Origin of the sequence: Thiocapsa sp. C2-2m, assembly GCF_041903745.1 — a bacterium.
GTDB classification, from domain to species: domain Bacteria; phylum Pseudomonadota; class Gammaproteobacteria; order Chromatiales; family Chromatiaceae; genus Thiocapsa; species Thiocapsa roseilacustris.
Window position 1 is genome coordinate 1 of sequence record NZ_JBBWVD010000040.1, and the last position, 17,766, is coordinate 17,766.

The following is a 17,766-nucleotide window of genomic DNA, read 5'->3' on the forward strand; positions in this document are numbered from 1 at the left end:
CGAATTGCTTCGCCTGGTGCGTCGTGATCGCCGCCGTCAAGGTCGTCTTGCCGTGGTCGACGTGGCCGATCGTGCCGACGTTCACGTGTGGCTTGCTGCGCTCGAATTTTGCTTTGGACATCCCACTCTACCCCTGTCGTCGTTACTGTTTCTTTGAGACCGCTTCGGCAATGCTGGCGGGCACTTCGTTGTACTTACAGAACTCCATGCTGTAGGTCGCCCTTCCCTGGGTGGCCGACCGGAGGTCCGTCGCATAGCCGAACATCTCGGACAAGGGGACCTCTGCACGGATGATCTTTCCGGATGGCGCATCGTCCATCCCCTGGATCATGCCGCGACGACTATTCAGATCGCCCATGACATCGCCCATGTTCTCTTCGGGCGTCACGACCTCGACCTTCATGATAGGCTCAAGCAAAACAGGCTTGGCTTTGGCCGCGCCCTCTTTGATACCCATCGACCCGGCGATCTTGAAGGCCATTTCACTCGAGTCGACCTCGTGGTATGAGCCGTCGTAGAGTGTAACCTTGATATCCACCATCGGAAATCCGGCGAGGATGCCGTTCTTCATCGCCTCCTGAATGCCTTTGTCGACCGCCGGGATGTATTCCTTGGGAACTGTACCGCCGACGATCGCATTGACGAACTCGTATCCGATGCCTGCCTCCTGCGGCTCGATCCTCAGATAGACATGACCGTATTGACCACGGCCACCGGATTGACGCGCAAACTTGGTTTCCTGCTCCACGCTCTTGCGGATCGTCTCGCGATAGCTGACCTGCGGCGCACCGACGTTGGCCTCGACCTTGAACTCGCGACGCATCCGGTCGACGATGATCTCCAGATGCAGCTCGCCCATCCCGGAGATGATGGTCTGACCGGATTCTTCGTCGGTGTGCACGCGGAAGGACGGATCCTCCTGCGCCAGCTTCGAGAGGGCCACGCCCATCTTCTCCTGGTCACTCTTCGTCTTGGGCTCCACCGCAACCGAAATAACCGGCTCGGGAAACTCCATACGCTCAAGCGTAATCACCTTGTTGAGATCGCACAGGGTGTCACCCGTGGTGACATCCTTCAGTCCGACCGCTGCGGCGATATCACCGGCATGGACTTCTTTGATTTCCTGGCGTTCGTTGGCGTGCATCTGCAGGATACGGCCGATGCGCTCCTTCTTGTGCTTGACCGGGTTGTAGATGGTGTCCCCGGACTTGAGCACACCCGAATAGGCACGGAAGAAAGTCAGCGTGCCGACGAAGGGGTCGGTTGCGATCTTGAACGCAAGTGCCGCGAACGGCGCATCATCCGAGGCCTGACGCTCGCCTTCGGACTCGTCCTTGTCGTCGAGAATTCCCTTGATGGCCGGCACATCGACCGGCGACGGCATGTAGTCGAGAACCGCATCCAGCATCGCCTGGACGCCCTTGTTCTTAAAGGCGGAGCCGCACATCATGGGCACAACTTCGCTCTTCAGCGTGCGGGCACGCAGACCGGCCATAATCTCGGCCTCGGTCAAGGCATGGCCTTCGAGATACTTCTCCATCAATTCTTCATTGGCCTCGGCAGCGGCCTCGACCATATGCTCACGCCACTCCTCACAGAGATCCTGCAGACCTTCGGGAATTTCGCGAAGCTCGTATTCCATACCGCGGGACGCCTCGTCCCAATAGACGGCCTTCATTTGGACGAGATCGACGACGCCTTTGAAGTCCTCTTCGGCACCGATCGGAACCTGAATCGGGACGGCGTTGCCACCGAGCCGGTCCTTGACCTGTTGCACGACGCGGAAGAAGTTTGCGCCCATGCGATCCATCTTGTTCACAAACGCGATCCGCGGTACGCCGTACTTGTCCGCCTGACGCCAGACGGTTTCAGACTGCGGCTCGACACCGCCCACGGCGCAGAACACCGCACAGGCACCGTCGAGTACACGCAGCGACCGCTCGACCTCGATCGTGAAGTCGACGTGCCCGGGCGTGTCGATGATATTGATCCGATGCTCAGGACGGTCCCGACTCATTCCCTTCCAAAAACAGGTTGTCGCAGCGGAGGTAATGGTGATCCCGCGCTCCTGCTCCTGCTCCATCCAGTCCATGGTGGCGGCGCCGTCGTGCACCTCACCGAGCTTATGCGAGACACCCGTGTAGAAGAGTACGCGCTCGGTGGTCGTTGTTTTCCCGGCATCGATGTGTGCCATGATGCCGAGATTGCGATACCGCTCGATTGGGGTGCTACGTGCCACGACTGTATCCGCCCTGATTGAATGAAACTCGGTCTCCGCTGCTACCAGCGGTAATGCGAGAAGGCCTTATTTGCTTCGGCCATCCGATGCGTATCTTCTTTCTTCTTCACGGCGGAACCACGAGAATCCGCGGCATCCATCAACTCGCCGGCCAAGCGCAGCGCCATCGACTTCTCGGAACGCTTGCGTGCCGCGTCGATGATCCAACGCATCGCCAGCGAATTTCGCCGCGTCGAGCGCACTTCAACCGGAACTTGGTAGGTCGCGCCGCCGACACGTCGTGATTTGACCTCGACCGCCGGGCGCACATTGTCCATCGCCTGCTCGAGCAACTCGACCGGACGTCCGCCTTTCTTCTCGGTCACCTGATCGAGCGCCGTATAGATGATACGCTCGGCGACGGACTTCTTGCCGTCCTCCATCATCATATTGATGAACTTGGTCAGGAGCTCGCTTCCGTGCTTAGGATCGGGAAGGATCTGGCGACGGGCGGCAACGCGTCTTCTCGGCATGTTCTTTTAGCCTCCGATATCACTCAATTGGGCTGACCGATCTGCGACCGGGTCACTTCTTGGGGCGCTTGGCGCCGTACTTGGAACGGCCCTGACGCCGCTTCTCGACACCCGAGGTGTCGAGCGTGCCGCGTACCGTGTGATAGCGCACACCGGGAAGATCTTTGACACGCCCGCCACGAATCAGCACCACCGAGTGCTCTTGTAGGTTATGACCTTCACCACCAATGTAGGAGGCGACTTCGTACCCGTTGGTCAACCGAACGCGAGCGACCTTACGCAGAGCGGAATTCGGCTTCTTCGGAGTCGTGGTATAAACCCGCGTACAAACGCCACGTCGTTGAGGACAGGCTTCGAGTGCAGGTACGGTGCTTTTCGCCACGACACGCTTGCGGGGCTTGCGCACGAGTTGGTTGATCGTTGCCATGCAATCAGTCTCCAAAGGCGCAGCGGCGCCGAATACACAAGCGTAAAATCACTCTTGCGCGACCGCGGGCCGACTGGTTAAGACGGCACAGCCGCACGTATGCGATCGATCGACTCGGGGACCGGGCGGACGGATACCCAGACCAAGGAACCAGACCTAGAAAAAAAGAGGCTAGACGGCGAGGAGCCGTCTAGCTGAGACCGAGCAGTATAGGGAGGAGGACCGGTGGTGTCAACCAGTTAGCCACACCATCGGCTCCGAAGCGGTGTGAAACTCCGATCCCGTACGATGCGAATGGTGCGGGTACTCCGAAGCGGCGCCCCGCAGCAACGCGTGAACCGAAGTCACCCGGAGGTATTAAGCGCCTTCTTCAATGCCTCTTCGAGCTCCTCGGTCGCCATCTCGACCTTCCCTGACGCGGGCATCTCCATTTGCCGCTGCCGACGCCGCTCCTGGTGATGCGCTAGACCGGATCCTGCGGGGATCAGGCGACCGACGATGACGTTCTCCTTCAGACCAGCTAGGCGGTCGGTAGAGCCGCGCACCGCGGCCTCGGTCAATACGCGGGTCGTCTCCTGGAAGGACGCGGCCGAGATGAAGGACTCCGTGGCCAGCGACGCCTTGGTGATACCGAGCAGCAGAGGCTCGTAGAGCGCTGGCTGCTTGCCCTCGGCCATGACCCGCTTGTTCTCGTCCATCAGGTGCGCATGCTCGACCTGCTCGCCGCGCAGCAAACGGGTGTCGCCCGCGGAGGTGACCTCGACCTTGCGCAGCATCTGGCGAACGATCACCTCGATGTGCTTGTCGTTGATCTTCACGCCCTGCAGCCGATAGACGTCCTGGATCTCCTTGACGAGGTATTCGGCCAAGGCGGTGACGCCCTTCAAGCGCAGGATGTCGTGCGAGGCCAGCTCGCCGTCGGCGATGATCTCGCCCCGCTCCACGCGCTCCCCTTCGAAGACATTAACGTTGCGCCACTTGGGGATCAGCTCTTCGACCGTCTCGCCGTCGTCCATGGTAATGACGAGGCGCTGTTTGCCCTTGGTGTCCTTGCCGAACCCGATCGTGCCGCTGGCCTCGGCGAGCAAGGCCGCCTCTTTCGGCTTGCGGGCCTCGAACAGGTCCGCAACACGCGGCAGACCGCCGGTGATGTCGCGCGTCTTGCTCGACTCCTGCGGAATACGCGCCAAGATGTCGCCGACGCCAACGTTCCCCGCATCCTCCACGCCGACGATGGCGCCCGCCGGGAGAAAGTAGCGCGCCGGCAGATCCGTACCGGCGATCTTCAGCTCGTTGCCGTCCTCGTCGAGCAACTTGACCATCGGACGCAGATCCTTGCCCGAGGACGGCCGCTGCTTGGGATCGATGACGACGCGCGAGGTCAGACCCGTCACGTCGTCGACCTGACCCTGCACGGTCACGCCCTCGATGAAGTCCTCGAAGGCCAGCTTGCCGGCCACCTCGGTGACAACCGGATGGGTATGCGGATCCCAGTTGGCCACGACGTCGCCCGGCTTCACGGGATCGCCGTCGGCGGCACGCAGGCTGGCGCCGTAGGGCACCTTATAGCGCTCCTTCTCGAGCCCGCGATCGTCGACGACGGTCAGCTCACCGGAGCGCGAGACCGCGACCAGGTTCTTGCCCGAGTGATGCTCGACGACCTTAATGTTGTGAAGGCGTACCGAGCCGGCGTTCTTGATGTCGATGCTGTTGACCGCCGCGGCCCGCGATGCCGCGCCACCGATGTGGAAGGTGCGCATGGTCAGCTGAGTGCCGGGCTCGCCGATCGACTGGGCGGCGATCACACCCACCGCCTCGCCGAGGTTCACGCGATGCCCGCGCGCCAAATCGCGTCCGTAACATTGGGCACAGACACCGAGCCGGGACTCGCAGGTGATCGGCGAGCGCACGCGGACCTGATCGATACCGAAGGTCTCGAAGCGCTCCACCCAGGACTCGTCGAGCAGGGTCCCGGCCTCGCAGACCAGCTCGTCGGCGCCGGGCTGATAGACATCGACGGCCGCAACGCGTCCGAGGATGCGCTCGCGCAAAGGCTCGACCACGTCGCCGCCCTCGATGATGGGTGTCATGATCAACCCGCCCTCGGTGCCGCAATCGACCTCGAGTACTACCATGTCCTGCGCCACATCGACCAGACGGCGGGTCAGATAACCCGAGTTGGCGGTCTTGAGCGCCGTATCGGCCAGGCCCTTGCGCGCACCGTGCGTGGAAATGAAGTACTGAATAACATTCAGACCCTCGCGGAAGTTCGCGGTGATCGGCGTCTCGATGATGGAGCCGTCCGGCTTGGCCATGAGACCGCGCATACCGGCGAGCTGCCGAATCTGTGCCGCCGAGCCACGCGCGCCGGAGTCCGCCATCATGTAGATGGAGTTGAAGGAGTCCTGAGTGACCTCGTTGCCGTCGCGATCGATGACGCTGTCCTTGCCGAGCTTGCTCATCATGGATTTGGCGACGCGATCGTTGGTGTGCGACCAGATGTCGACGACCTTGTTGTAGCGCTCGCCGTTGGTCACGAGCCCGGACGCGTATTGATCCTGGATCTCCTTGACCTCCTTCTCGGCGGCCGCGAGGATCCCCGCCTTCTCCTCCGGGACCGCCATGTCTTCCAGACCGATCGAGACGCCGGAACGCGTCGCCATACGGAAGCCCATGTACATGACCTGGTCGGCGAAGACCACAGTCTCCTTCAGACCGAGCTGGCGGTAGCAGGTATTGATCAAGCGCGAGATCTGCTTCTTGCCGAGCGCACGGTCGACCAGATCGAACGGCAGTCCGTCGGGAACGATGGCGAACACCAGGGCTCGACCCAGGGTCGTCGCCCGGATCGCCGTGTTCTCCTCCATCGTGCCGTCCTTGTGCTTGATCACCTCGCGGATACGCACCTTGCAGCGCGCATGCAGATCGGCGTGGCCGGTCTCGTAGGAACGGCGCGCCTCGTCGATATCGGAGAAGACGCTGCCCTCGCCCTTTGCGTTGACGCGCTCGCGGGTCATGTAATAGAGCCCGAGTACCACGTCCTGCGAAGGGACGATGATCGGCTCGCCATTGGCGGGCGAGAGGATATTGTTGGATGCCATCATGAGCGCGCGGGCTTCGAGCTGCGCCTCGAGCGACAGCGGCACATGTACGGCCATCTGGTCGCCGTCGAAGTCCGCATTGAAGGCGGTGCAGACCAGCGGATGCAGCTGGATAGCCTTGCCCTCGATCAGGACCGGCTCGAAGGCCTGGATGCCGAGGCGATGCAGGGTCGGCGCGCGGTTGAGCATCACCGGGTGCTCGCGGATGACCTCGTCGAGGATGTCCCAGACCTCGGGCGTGCCGCGCTCGACCATCTTCTTGGCAGCCTTGATGGTCGCCGCCAGGCCGCGTAACTGCAGCTTGCTGAAGATGAAGGGCTTGAAGAGCTCTAGGGCCATGCGTTTGGGCAGACCGCACTGATGCAGCATCAGGGTCGGGCCGACCACGATGACCGAGCGGCCCGAATAGTCGACGCGCTTGCCGAGCAGGTTCTGACGGAACCGACCCTGCTTGCCCTTGATCATGTCGGCAAGCGACTTGAGCGGGCGCTTGTTGGTGCCCGTGATCGCGCGACCGCGGCGCCCGTTGTCGAGCAGCGCGTCGACCGACTCCTGCAGCATGCGCTTTTCGTTGCGCACGATGATGTCGGGCGCAACCAGGTCAAGCAGACGCTTGAGACGGTTGTTGCGGTTGATGACCCGCCGATAGAGGTCATTAAGGTCCGAGGTCGCGAACCGACCGCCGTCCAGCGGCACCAGGGGGCGCAGCTCGGGCGGCAGGACGGGCAGAACGGTCAAGATCATCCACTCCGGACGATTGCCCGAGGCCATCAGCGATTCCATGAGCTTCAAGCGCTTGGAGAGCTTCTTGATCTTGGTCTCGGAGTTGGTGGTCTCGATGTCCTCGCGCATGCGCCGGACCTCGTCCTCCAACTTGATGGTGCGCAGCAGCTCGTAGACGGCCTCCGCACCCATGCGCGCGTCGAACTCGTCGCCGTTCGCCTCCAGCGCTTCGAGATACTGCTCGTCGTTGAGCAGCTGACCACGCTCCAAGTCGACCACGAGGCCCGGGTCCACCACCACGAAGGACTCGAAATAGAGGATGCGCTCGATGTCGCGCAAGGTCATGTCCAGCAGCAGACCGATACGCGACGGCAGGGACTTCAAGAACCAGATGTGCGCGACCGGGCTCGCTAGGTCGATATGGCCCATGCGCTCGCGCCGGACCTTCGCCAGCGTGACTTCGACCCCACACTTCTCGCACACCACACCGCGGTGCTTCAGACGCTTGTACTTGCCGCAGATGCACTCGTAGTCCGTGATCGGACCGAAGATCTTGGCGCAAAACAGCCCGTCACGCTCCGGCTTGAAGGTCCGGTAGTTGATCGTCTCCGGCTTCTTGACCTCGCCGTAGGACCAGGAACGGATCATCTCGGGAGAGGCGAGTCCGATCTTGATCGCGTCGAATTCCAGTGCCTGACCCTGCTGCTTGATGATTTTAAGTAGATCTTTCAAGATCTTATCTCCTGCCTACAATGACGATGATCAGCAATCGGCCGACCGCTCGAGATCCGCTCGAAAGCGGAGCCCGGCACTCGATGCCAAGGGCCAAGAACTGAACCGCGTCCACTGCGACATACACTCTGGTCGCATTTGACTCGGCCTCGATACTCTTCACAAACGACGGAGCCGACGCGGTTCAGAACAACAAAAATAAAGGTCCTGAACCGCGTCGCGCCAACGCGCGTTGATTGCGATTCGGCCACGCAGGGGCTCAATCCTCGCAAACCCCTCCGGACTCGGTTCAGTCCTGCTGCAGCTCGATGTTGATCGCCAGCGACCGAATTTCCTTCACGAGCACGTTGAACGACTCGGGCATGCCCGCTTCCATCCGATGGTCGCCGTCCACGATGTTCTTGTACATCTTGGTGCGTCCGTTCACGTCGTCGGACTTCACGGTGAGCATCTCCTGCAGGGTGTAGGCGGCGCCGTAGGCCTCCAGAGCCCAGACCTCCATCTCGCCGAACCGCTGCCCGCCGAACTGTGCCTTGCCGCCCAATGGCTGCTGGGTGACCAGGCTGTAAGGCCCGGTGGAGCGCGCATGCATCTTGTCGTCGACCAAGTGGTTCAGCTTGATGATGTACATATAACCGACCGTGACCGGTCGCTCGAACGGATCGCCGGTGCGCCCGTCGTAGAGCTGGGTCTGGCCGCTCGGGATGCCGATATCGGAATTGTCGCGGTCGGCGAGCTTGAGCATCGCCCGAATCTCCTCCTCGGTCGCGCCGTCGAACACCGGCGTCGCCAGAGGTACGCCCCGCGTCAGATGACGCGCCAGATCCAAGATCTCCTCGTCGGTAAAGCTGGCGAGGTCCTCGCGCTTGCCGCTGGTGTTGTAGACCTTCTCGAGGAAGGCACGCAGCTCGACGACCGCCGTATGCGCACGCAGCATCTTCTCGATCTTCACACCGAGCCCGTTGGCCGCCCAGCCGAGATGGGTCTCGAGCACCTGCCCGACATTCATGCGCGAAGGCACACCGAGCGGATTCAGAACGATGTCCACCGGCTCGCCGTCCGCCGAGAAGGGCATGTCCTCAATCGGCACCACCTTGGAAATAACACCCTTGTTGCCGTGGCGCCCGGCCATCTTGTCGCCGGGCTGGACGCGGCGTTTGACGGCCACGTACACCTTGACCATCTTGAGCACGCCCGGGGCGAGATCGTCGCCGCTTGAGATTTTGCGCTTCTTGACCTCGTAACGATCGCGGAATTCCTCCCGCTGTTGCTTGATCTGTGCGGCAACGGCCTCGAGCTGGGTCGCGACGTCTTCGGCGCGCATCCGAATTTCGAGCCACTGATCGCGCGAGCCGTTGGATGCAAGCTCCTGCAGATAGGCCTTGGTGATCTTCGCGCCCGAGGCCAGATTGCGCGGCCCGCCGTCGGCAACCTTGCCGACCAGCAGTCGCTCCACACGCTGGAAGGTGTCGTTCTCCATGATGCGTTGCTGGTCGGCAAAATCCTTGCGCACGCGGTCGAGCTCCATCTCGTCGATCTGGAGCGCACGCTTGTCCTTGTCCACGCCATCGCGGGTGAAGACCTGCACATCGACGACCGTGCCGCTCATCCCGGAGGGCAGACGCAGCGAGGTATCCTTCACATCGGACGCCTTCTCGCCGAAGATCGCACGCAGCAGCTTCTCCTCGGGCGTCAACTGGGTCTCGCCCTTGGGCGTGACCTTGCCGACCAGGATGTCGCCGTCGCGCACCTCCGCACCGACATAGACGACGCCCGACTCGTCGAGCTTAGCCAAGGCCGACTCGCCGACGTTGGGGATATCGCTCGTGATCTCCTCCGGCCCCAGCTTGGTATCGCGGGCCAGACAGGCCAGCTCCTCGATGTGAATGCTGGTGAAGCGATCTTCCTGCACCAGACGCTCGGAGAGCAGGATCGAGTCCTCGAAGTTGTACCCGTTCCAGGGCATGAAGGCGACCCGCAGGTTCTGCCCCAGGGCCAATTCGCCCATGTCGGTGGAAGGCCCGTCCGCGAGCACGTCGTCCACTGCAACGACATCGCCCGGCTTGACCAACGGCCGCTGATTGATGCAGGTGTTCTGGTTGGACCGCGTGTACTTGGTGAGATTGTAGATGTCCACGCCGGGGATGCCGGGCACAGCCTCATCGTCGTTGACCCGCACCACGATGCGCGCGGCATCGACCGATTCGATGACACCGCCGCGACGCGCGACCACACAGACGCCCGAATCCTTGGCAACCACACGCTCCATGCCGGTGCCGATCAGCGGCTTCTCGGCCCGCAGGGTCGGCACCGCTTGGCGCTGCATGTTCGAGCCCATCAGCGCCCGGTTGGCGTCGTCGTGCTCGAGGAAGGGGATCAGGGATGCCGCCACCGAGACGATCTGACGCGGCGAGACGTCCATGAACTGGACCTCCTCGGGCGCGCGCATCGTGAACTCGTTGGCATGACGGCAGGACACCAGGGCGTCGGTCAGGTGACCCTCGTCGTCGAGCGTGGCGTTGGCCTGCGCGATCACGAAGTTGCCTTCCTCGATCGCCGATAGGTACTGAATGTCCATGGTCACCCGGCCACCTTCCACCTTGCGGTAGGGGGTTTCCAGAAAACCGTAGGAGTTGGTCCGCGCATAAACGGCCAAGGAGTTGATCAGACCGATGTTCGGACCTTCAGGGGTCTCGATCGGGCAGACGCGACCGTAATGGGTCGGGTGCACGTCGCGCACCTCGAACCCGGCACGCTCGCGCGCCAGACCGCCCGGACCGAGTGCCGAGACGCGACGCTTGTGGGTCACCTCGGACAGCGGGTTGTTCTGGTCCATGAACTGCGAGAGCTGACTGGAGCCGAAAAACTCCTTGATCGCGGCCGAGACGGGCTTGGCGTTGATGAGCTCCTGCGGCATGAGCCCCTCGGACTCGGCGAGCGACAGACGCTCCTTGACCGCTCGCTCCACCCGCACCAGACCCACGCGGAACTGGTTCTCGGCCATTTCGCCGACGCAGCGGATGCGCCGATTGCCGAGGTGGTCGATATCGTCGACGCTACCGCGGCCGTTGCGCAGCTCCACCAAGACCTTGAGCGCATCGATGATGTCGGAGGTCTCGCCCTGCTCCTGATGGAGCCGCTTGGAGAGCTCGTCGTTTCGACCGCTGAAATAGCGCCCGTCGTAGATGACGCCCGGCCCTTCCTCGGAGGTGCGCCCGAGACGCCGATTGAACTTCATTCGGCCCACGGCGGAAAGATCGTACCGATCCGGGGTGAAGAAGAGGTTGTGGAACAGGTTTTGGGCCGCCTCCTTCGTCGGCGGCTCGCCGGGACGCATCATGCGGTAGATCTCGACCTGCGCCTCGAGGTCGCTGGTGGTGGGATCGATCCGCAGCGTCTCGGAGATGTAGGGTCCGTGATCCAGGTCGTTGACGAAGAGCGTCTCGAGGGTCTCGATGCCTTTCTCGAAGATGGTTTCGAGAAGCTCCGGCGTGATCTCGGCGTTCGCCTCGGCGATCACCTCGCCGGTCTCGGTGTCGATCTGCGGATGGGCCAGGACCCGGCCGATCAGGAAGTCGGATGGGACGTCGAGGCGCTCCACGCCGGCCTTCTGAAGCTCGCGGATATGCCGAGCGGTCACGCGACGCCCGGATTCCACGAGCAGCTCGTCACCGAGCATGACATCGAATCCGACCGTCTCGCCGCGTAGGCGCTCCGGAACCAGGTCGAGCGTGACCGACCGATCGCGGATCCGGAAGGTGTCGGTCACGAAAAAGCGCTCGAGGATATCCTCGACGCCGTAGCCCAGCGCGCGCAGCAGGATGGTGGCCGGCAGCTTGCGGCGACGGTCGATGCGCACGAAGACGTTGTCCTTGGGATCGAACTCGAAATCGAGCCAGGATCCGCGGTACGGGATGACCCGCGCCGAGAAGAGCAGCTTGCCCGAGGAGTGGGTCTTGCCCTTGTCGTGGTCGAAGAAGACACCGGGAGAACGGTGCAGCTGCGAGACGATGACGCGCTCGGTGCCGTTGATGATAAAGGTGCCGGTGCCGGTCATGAGCGGCAATTCGCCCATGTAGACCTCCTGCTCGCGCACGTCCTTGATGACCTTGGAGCCGGCCGGGGCATCACGGTCGTAGATCACCAAACGCAACAGCACGCGCAAGGGTGCGGCGAAGGTTGCACCGCGCAGATGACACTCGCGCTCGTCGAATACCGGATCGCCGAGCCGATACTTCACGTATTCGAGAACGGCGTTGCCCGAGTAGCTCTCGATCGGAAAGACGGTCTTGAAGGCCGCATGAAGACCCACGTCGCGCCGGTCCCCGATCGGCCGGTCGGCCTGCAGGAACTCGCGATAGGAATCGATCTGCGTCGCCAACAGGAAAGGCACGTCCAGGATGCTCGGACGCTTGCCGAAGTCTTTACGAATGCGCTTTTTTTCGGTGAACGAATAGGCCATGATGCCTTTCCCTCGAAATACGTGCTTGTGTCCGGGACGGGGTTCGACGCCGCGGCGGGTCGCGGGCGTCGGGGTTGGACCTCTGCGGTCAGGTCGTCATCGACGACGTCGCCCGGTCTATGGGCGCCACCGGCAAGCCGAGTCGCCGACTCGGATCGCCAAAACCAAACGGCGAAAGGCCGACGGCTACTCGCCGCCAGCCCGAAGGTCCCACCGAAAGAAGGCTCGACGCAATGCGCCGTTACTTCACGTCGACCGTGGCACCAGCCTCTTCGAGGAGCTTCTTGGCCTCTTCGGCCTCGCCCTTGGAAACGGCTTCCTTCAGGGTCGTCGGTGCGCCTTCGACGGCGTCCTTCGCTTCCTTCAGGCCGAGGCCGGTCAGGGAGCGTACGGCCTTGATGACCGCAACCTTGTTGGCACCGAACGATGCCAGGATGACGTCGAACTCGGTCTGCTCCTCGACCGGTGCGGCTTCCACACCGGCGCCGGCAGCCGGGGCGGCCACGGCGGCGGCGGCGGTCACGCCGAATTTTTCTTCCATCGCGCTGATGAGGTCGACGACCTCCAGCACGGTCATGTTGCCGATTGCTTCAAGGATCTCGTCTTTCGAGACGGCCATGGTGAGCTCCTGAGATTTCTCTAAAATGGATTTGCTGGTGGACGAAGCCGCCTAAGCGGCCTCTTTCGCATCGCGAATCGCGGCGATGGTGCGGACCAACTTGCCCGGCACCTCGTTTATCGTCGCTGCAAGCTTTTGCACGGGCGCCTTCAGCACGGCCATGAGCAAGCTGATCGCCTGATCGCGGGTCGGCATCTTGGCGAGATTGCCGAGCTCCGAGGGATCAAGCAGCTTGCCTCCGAGGGCGACAAGACGCACCTCGACCTTGTTGTGGTCCTTTGCAAAGGCTTCCATGACGCGCGCAGCCGAACCGGGGTCTTCCTGCGAGAAGGCGAGAACCAACGGGCCTTTCAGCCCCTCGCTCATGCACGCAAAGTCCGTATCCTGCAACGCACGTCGTGCCAAGGTGTTCTTGACCACGCGAACATAGACTCCGGCCTTGCGCGCTTCCACGCGAAGCCGTGTCATCTGTTCCACGGTCAAGCCCCGATACTCGGCCCCGACGGCCGAATGGGCACCTTTGGCGACTTCCGCGACCTCGGCGACGATGATTTCTTTTTGCGCAAAACTGAGCGCCATGTTCGTCACCTCTTGTCGGTAAACCCGGCCTGAGCCGGTGCCGTCGAGTGCACGCATCCAGCGCGCACCCCAGGGCGATCATGTGCACCGTCACCAGCAGAACGACTGATTCGGGGGCACCGTCTGCGCAGGCAGGCAAGCCATTAAGTCCGCAACACCGAATCCTTTTCGGGCGGGGGACACCTGCGGTCTTTGACAGCCCCCGGCTTTCGCCGGGGCCCCAAAGAAGACCGGATGTCGCAGGGCACAAGCCCCGCGAGATCACATTAAAAACTGAGCCCCGCGTGATCCACGGTCAGGCCCGGGCCCATGGTGGTCGAGACCGTGACCTTGCGCATGTAAACGCCTTTCGAGCTGCTCGGCTTGGATCTCATGAGATTCGCAAGCAGGGCTTCGAGATTCTCCCGCAGTTTCACGGGCTCGAAATCGGCCTTGCCCAACGGACAATGGATGATGCCGGCCTTGTCCGTACGGTAGCGGACCTGTCCCGCCTTGGCGTTGCGAACCGCCTCGGCAACATCGGGAGTCACCGTGCCGACCTTGGGGTTCGGCATCAGCCCGCGGGGGCCGAGGATCTTGCCGAGCTGTCCGACCAGACGCATGGCATCCGGCGAGGCAATCACGACATCGAAATCGAGCTTGCCGGCCTTGATGTCCTCTGCGAGATCATCGAACCCCACGCGATCAGCGCCGGCCTCGCTCGCGGCATCCGCGGACGCTCCTTGGGCGAACACCGCCACCCGTACAGTCTTACCGATGCCGTGAGGCAGAACGGTCGAGCCGCGCACGACCTGATCGGATTTACGCGGGTCGACACCGAGATTCACGGCGACATCGACGCTTTCCGAAAACTTGATGTGCGACAGCTCTTTGAGGAGAGAGAATGCCTCTTCCGCCGGGTAGAGTCTGCCGCGCTCGACGCGTTCTTGAATCGCGCGCATGCGCTTGGATAGACGAGCCATCAGTTCACCCCCTCGACATCGAGTCCCATCGCACGGGCACTACCTGCGATGGTGCGGACGGCCGCATCCATATCAGCAGCAGTCAGATCAGGCATCTTCGCGGTGGCGACCTGCTCAAGCTGCTCGCGCGTCACGACACCGATCTTGTTGGTGTTCGGATTCGGACTGCCCTTCTGGATCCCCATCACCTTTTTAAGGAGAATGGAGGCCGGCGGTGTCTTGGTGATGAAGGTGAAGCTACGATCCGAATAGACCGTGATGACAACCGGGATCGGCATCCCCTTCTCGAGCTCCTGCGTACGCGCGTTGAACGTCTTGCAGAACTCCATGATATTGACGCCGTGCTGACCAAGCGCAGGACCGACGGGCGGGCTTGGAGTCGCCTCGCCTGCCTTGACCTGCAGCTTGATGTAGGCGTTGATCTTTTTCGCCATGGTTTTTCTCCAGTGGGGTGCTGACGCCGCAGATCGAGTCTCGGCTCCCCCGACAAAGGTCCCTCACGGGGACTCGGTATCGACGCCGCACGGACGGCGACGGCAGTGAACGGGGCTTGGCGTCAAGACACCCGCGACAATCCGCAAATCAGGCCTTCTCGACCTGCGCGAACTCGAGATCGACAGGTGTCGAGCGCCCAAAGATCAGAACCGAAACCTTCACTCGACTCTTGTCGTAATCGACATCCTCGACGACCCCGTTGAAGTCGGTGAAGGGACCGTCGACGACGCGAACGACCTCGCCAGGCTCGTAAAGCACCTTCGGCCGCGGCTTTTCGCCGCCTTCCTGCAGGCGTAACAGAATCGCGTCGGCCTGAGAATCCGGGATCGGCGCCGGCCGATCCCCGGTACCGCCGATGAAACCCATCACCTTAGGAACGCTTTTGACGAGGTGCCAGGTCTCGTCGGTCATCTCCATCTGGACCAACACATAACCGGGGAAGAATTTTCGCTCGCTCTTGCGTTGCTGACCCGCACGCATTTCAACCACTTCTTCAGTCGGCACCAGGATCAGGCCGAACAACTCCTCGAGTCCGGCGCGCTTGACACGGTCCTCAAGCGAACGCTTGACCTGCCCCTCGAAACCTGAGTAGGCATGGATGACGAACCAACGCTTGGACATACTCAGCCCCCCTGGCCGGTGAGGAATCTGAGAATCGCCATCAGCACCATGTCGAAGAGCCATAGGATGATGCCCACAATCAACACCATCACGATGACGATCAGCGTCGTCTGCAGGGTCTCCTGACGTGACGGCCACACGACCTTGCGAACCTCCATTCGCGCATCGGACACGAATTGCCACAAAGCCCGACCTTGCGCTGTCTGCAATGCGATCGCCGCCGCAGCACCGCTGATGACCAGCAGCCCGATCACACGGAGCAGGACAGAGAAGCCCTCGAAAAAATAGAAGGCGAAGATGCCGCTGACCAGCAACAACGCAGCGATTGCCAGCTTGGCAGTATCCAAGCCGGCCCCTCGGGCCTCTGCACGTGAGTTCATGAGATCGGGTGTCGCCTGAGCGATAAATTAAACGGGGCGATGGGTTGTATGGCAGGCCAGGAGGGACTCGAACCCCCAACCTGCGGTTTTGGAGACCGCTGCTCTGCCAATTGAGCTACTGGCCTAAAACAATCAGGACCGTTCGCGGATCGTGTCGGGCAGGCCCATCAACACTGCCCTGCGAGCCGCGATGACCCGTACTACTCGATGATCTTCGCGACGACGCCGGCACCGACGGTGCGGCCGCCTTCGCGCACTGCAAAGCGCAACCCTTCTTCCATGGCGATCGGCGCAATCAGCTTAATCGTCATCTTCACGTTGTCGCCCGGCATCACCATCTCGATGCCCTCGGGCAGCTCGCAGGCGCCGGTCACGTCGGTGGTGCGGAAGTAGAACTGCGGACGATAGCCGTTGAAGAACGGGGTGTGACGGCCGCCCTCGTCCTTGCTCAGCACGTACACCTCGGCTTCGAAATGGGTGTGCGGGTTGATCGACTTGGGCTTGGCCAGCACCTGACCGCGCTCCACGTCTTCACGCTTGGTGCCGCGCAGCAGCACCCCGACGTTGTCGCCGGCTTGACCCTGGTCGAGCAGCTTGCGGAACATCTCCACACCCGTGCAGGTGGTCTTCACGGTGTCCTTGATGCCGACGATCTCGACCTCTTCGCCGACCTTCACGATGCCGCGCTCGATGCGTCCGGTCACCACGGTGCCGCGCCCGGAGATCGAGAAGACGTCTTCGATCGGCATCAGGAAGGCGCCGTCCACCGCACGCTCGGGCTGCGGAATGTAGCTGTCGAGCGCGTCCATCAGCCGGTCGATCGACTGGGTGCCGATCTCCGAGTCCACGCCTTCGAGCGCCAGCTTCGCCGAGCCGGTGACGATCGGGGTGTCGTCGCCGGGAAAGTCGTATTTGGAAAGCAGCTCGCGCACCTCCATATCCACCAGCTCCAGCAGCTCGGGATCGTCGAGCATGTCGGCCTTGTTCAGGTATACCACGATGTAAGGCACCCCGACCTGACGCGACAGCAGGATGTGCTCGCGGGTCTGCGGCATCGGGCCGTCCGCGGCGGACACCACCAGGATCGCACCGTCCATCTGCGCCGCACCCGTGATCATGTTCTTGACGTAGTCGGCGTGGCCGGGGCAGTCCACATGGGCGTAGTGACGGTTCTTGGTCTCGTACTCCACGTGCGCCGTGGCAATCGTGATCCCGCGCTCGCGCTCTTCCGGGGCATTGTCGATCTGGTCGTAGGCGCGCGCCTCACCGCCGAATTGCTTCGCCTGGTGCGTCGTGATCGCCGCCGTCAAGGTCGTCTTGCCGTGGTCGACGTGGCCGATCGTGCCGACGTTCACGTGTGGCTTGCTGCGCTCGAATTTTGCTTTGGACATGAACGGCTCCCCGCATGGTTCAAATCGACAAGTCGCGCCGGACCTGACCGAGACGATGATCCGAGATCGACGATTGATTCTCGAACAAAACAGTGGAGCCCATGACCGGAGTCGAACCGGTGACCTCACCCTTACCAAGGGTGTGCTCTACCAACTGAGCTACATGGGCGTTCTTAAAACATGCTCTGATTGGAGCGGGTGATGGGAATCGAACCCACACCATCAGCTTGGAAGGCTGAGGTTCTACCGTTGAACTACACCCGCAGCGCTTTCACGCCGAACCGCGGGGCTTGGAGGGAGGTCGCTGCCGAGCAGACCGACGACGCCCTCGCGCACCTCGGAGGCAAACCTTCGGTGCGCACGACCAGCCCGGAAAGACGCCTCCGCGTCCCTTAATCTGGTGGAGGGGGGAGGATTCGAACCTCCGAAGGCTGAGCCGTCAGATTTACAGTCTGATCCCTTTGACCGCTCGGGAACCCCTCCTTAAAGAGCGACACAGTATATGAGGTTGAGCTACCAGCGT

The 17,766-nt window shown here is 62.2% G+C and carries 13 protein-coding genes and 4 tRNA genes; all 17 read right to left on the reverse strand.

Features of this window, described 5'->3' with window-relative positions; genetic code table 11:
* Positions 1 to 121: GTP-binding protein (locus tag AADX97_RS23915; protein ID WP_374238653.1), on the reverse strand; the 121-nt coding region annotated here is incomplete at its 3' end.
* 21 nt (positions 122 to 142) lie between these two features.
* Positions 143 to 2,239, reverse strand: a complete 2,097-nt coding sequence (gene fusA / locus AADX97_RS23920) for an elongation factor G (protein WP_374234973.1) — start codon at positions 2,237 to 2,239, stop codon at positions 143 to 145.
* Positions 2,240 to 2,280: 41 nt separating this feature from the next.
* Positions 2,281 to 2,751, reverse strand: a complete 471-nt coding sequence (rpsG, locus tag AADX97_RS23925) for a 30S ribosomal protein S7 (RefSeq protein WP_007195683.1) — start codon at positions 2,749 to 2,751, stop codon at positions 2,281 to 2,283.
* Positions 2,752 to 2,803: 52 nt separating this feature from the next.
* Positions 2,804 to 3,178, reverse strand: a complete 375-nt coding sequence (gene rpsL / locus AADX97_RS23930) for a 30S ribosomal protein S12 (RefSeq protein ID WP_007195682.1) — start codon at positions 3,176 to 3,178, stop codon at positions 2,804 to 2,806.
* Positions 3,179 to 3,522: 344 nt separating this feature from the next.
* The gene (gene rpoC / locus AADX97_RS23935; RefSeq protein WP_374234972.1) at positions 3,523 to 7,734 is read right to left on the reverse strand and encodes a DNA-directed RNA polymerase subunit beta'; all 4,212 of its coding nucleotides are present in this window, start codon (positions 7,732 to 7,734) and stop codon (positions 3,523 to 3,525) included.
* A gap of 289 nt (positions 7,735 to 8,023) precedes the next feature.
* Positions 8,024 to 12,196, reverse strand: coding sequence for a DNA-directed RNA polymerase subunit beta (rpoB, locus tag AADX97_RS23940; RefSeq protein WP_374234971.1), 4,173 nt, complete (start codon positions 12,194 to 12,196; stop codon positions 8,024 to 8,026).
* 241 nt (positions 12,197 to 12,437) lie between these two features.
* The gene (gene rplL / locus AADX97_RS23945; RefSeq protein ID WP_374234970.1) at positions 12,438 to 12,815 is read right to left on the reverse strand and encodes a 50S ribosomal protein L7/L12; all 378 of its coding nucleotides are present in this window, start codon (positions 12,813 to 12,815) and stop codon (positions 12,438 to 12,440) included.
* 51 nt (positions 12,816 to 12,866) lie between these two features.
* Entirely contained in the window at positions 12,867 to 13,394 is a 528-nt protein-coding gene (gene rplJ, locus AADX97_RS23950) for a 50S ribosomal protein L10 (RefSeq protein ID WP_374234969.1), read from the reverse strand.
* A 266-nt stretch (positions 13,395 to 13,660) separates the two neighbouring features.
* Entirely contained in the window at positions 13,661 to 14,356 is a 696-nt protein-coding gene (gene rplA, locus AADX97_RS23955) for a 50S ribosomal protein L1 (protein ID WP_374234968.1), read from the reverse strand.
* On the reverse strand, positions 14,356 to 14,790 hold the full coding sequence (rplK, locus tag AADX97_RS23960; RefSeq protein ID WP_007195676.1) for a 50S ribosomal protein L11: 435 nt from the start codon (positions 14,788 to 14,790) through the stop codon (positions 14,356 to 14,358). Before rplK ends, rplA begins: the two co-directional genes overlap by 1 nt.
* A 148-nt stretch (positions 14,791 to 14,938) precedes the next feature.
* Positions 14,939 to 15,472, reverse strand: a complete 534-nt coding sequence (gene nusG / locus AADX97_RS23965; RefSeq protein ID WP_374234967.1) for a transcription termination/antitermination protein NusG — start codon at positions 15,470 to 15,472, stop codon at positions 14,939 to 14,941.
* A 2-nt stretch (positions 15,473 to 15,474) separates the two neighbouring features.
* Positions 15,475 to 15,852, reverse strand: coding sequence for a preprotein translocase subunit SecE (gene secE, locus AADX97_RS23970; RefSeq protein ID WP_374234966.1), 378 nt, complete (start codon positions 15,850 to 15,852; stop codon positions 15,475 to 15,477).
* Between the two features lie 49 nt (positions 15,853 to 15,901).
* Positions 15,902 to 15,977 (reverse strand) — tRNA-Trp (locus tag AADX97_RS23975).
* 75 nt (positions 15,978 to 16,052) lie between these two features.
* The gene (tuf, locus tag AADX97_RS23980; RefSeq protein ID WP_374234965.1) at positions 16,053 to 17,243 is read right to left on the reverse strand and encodes an elongation factor Tu; all 1,191 of its coding nucleotides are present in this window, start codon (positions 17,241 to 17,243) and stop codon (positions 16,053 to 16,055) included.
* Between the two features lie 93 nt (positions 17,244 to 17,336).
* Positions 17,337 to 17,412: transfer RNA gene (locus AADX97_RS23985), tRNA-Thr, on the reverse strand.
* A gap of 21 nt (positions 17,413 to 17,433) precedes the next feature.
* Positions 17,434 to 17,507, reverse strand: a tRNA-Gly gene (locus AADX97_RS23990).
* A 134-nt stretch (positions 17,508 to 17,641) separates the two neighbouring features.
* Positions 17,642 to 17,726 (reverse strand) — tRNA-Tyr (locus tag AADX97_RS23995).
* Between the last annotated feature and the right edge of the window lie 40 nt (positions 17,727 to 17,766).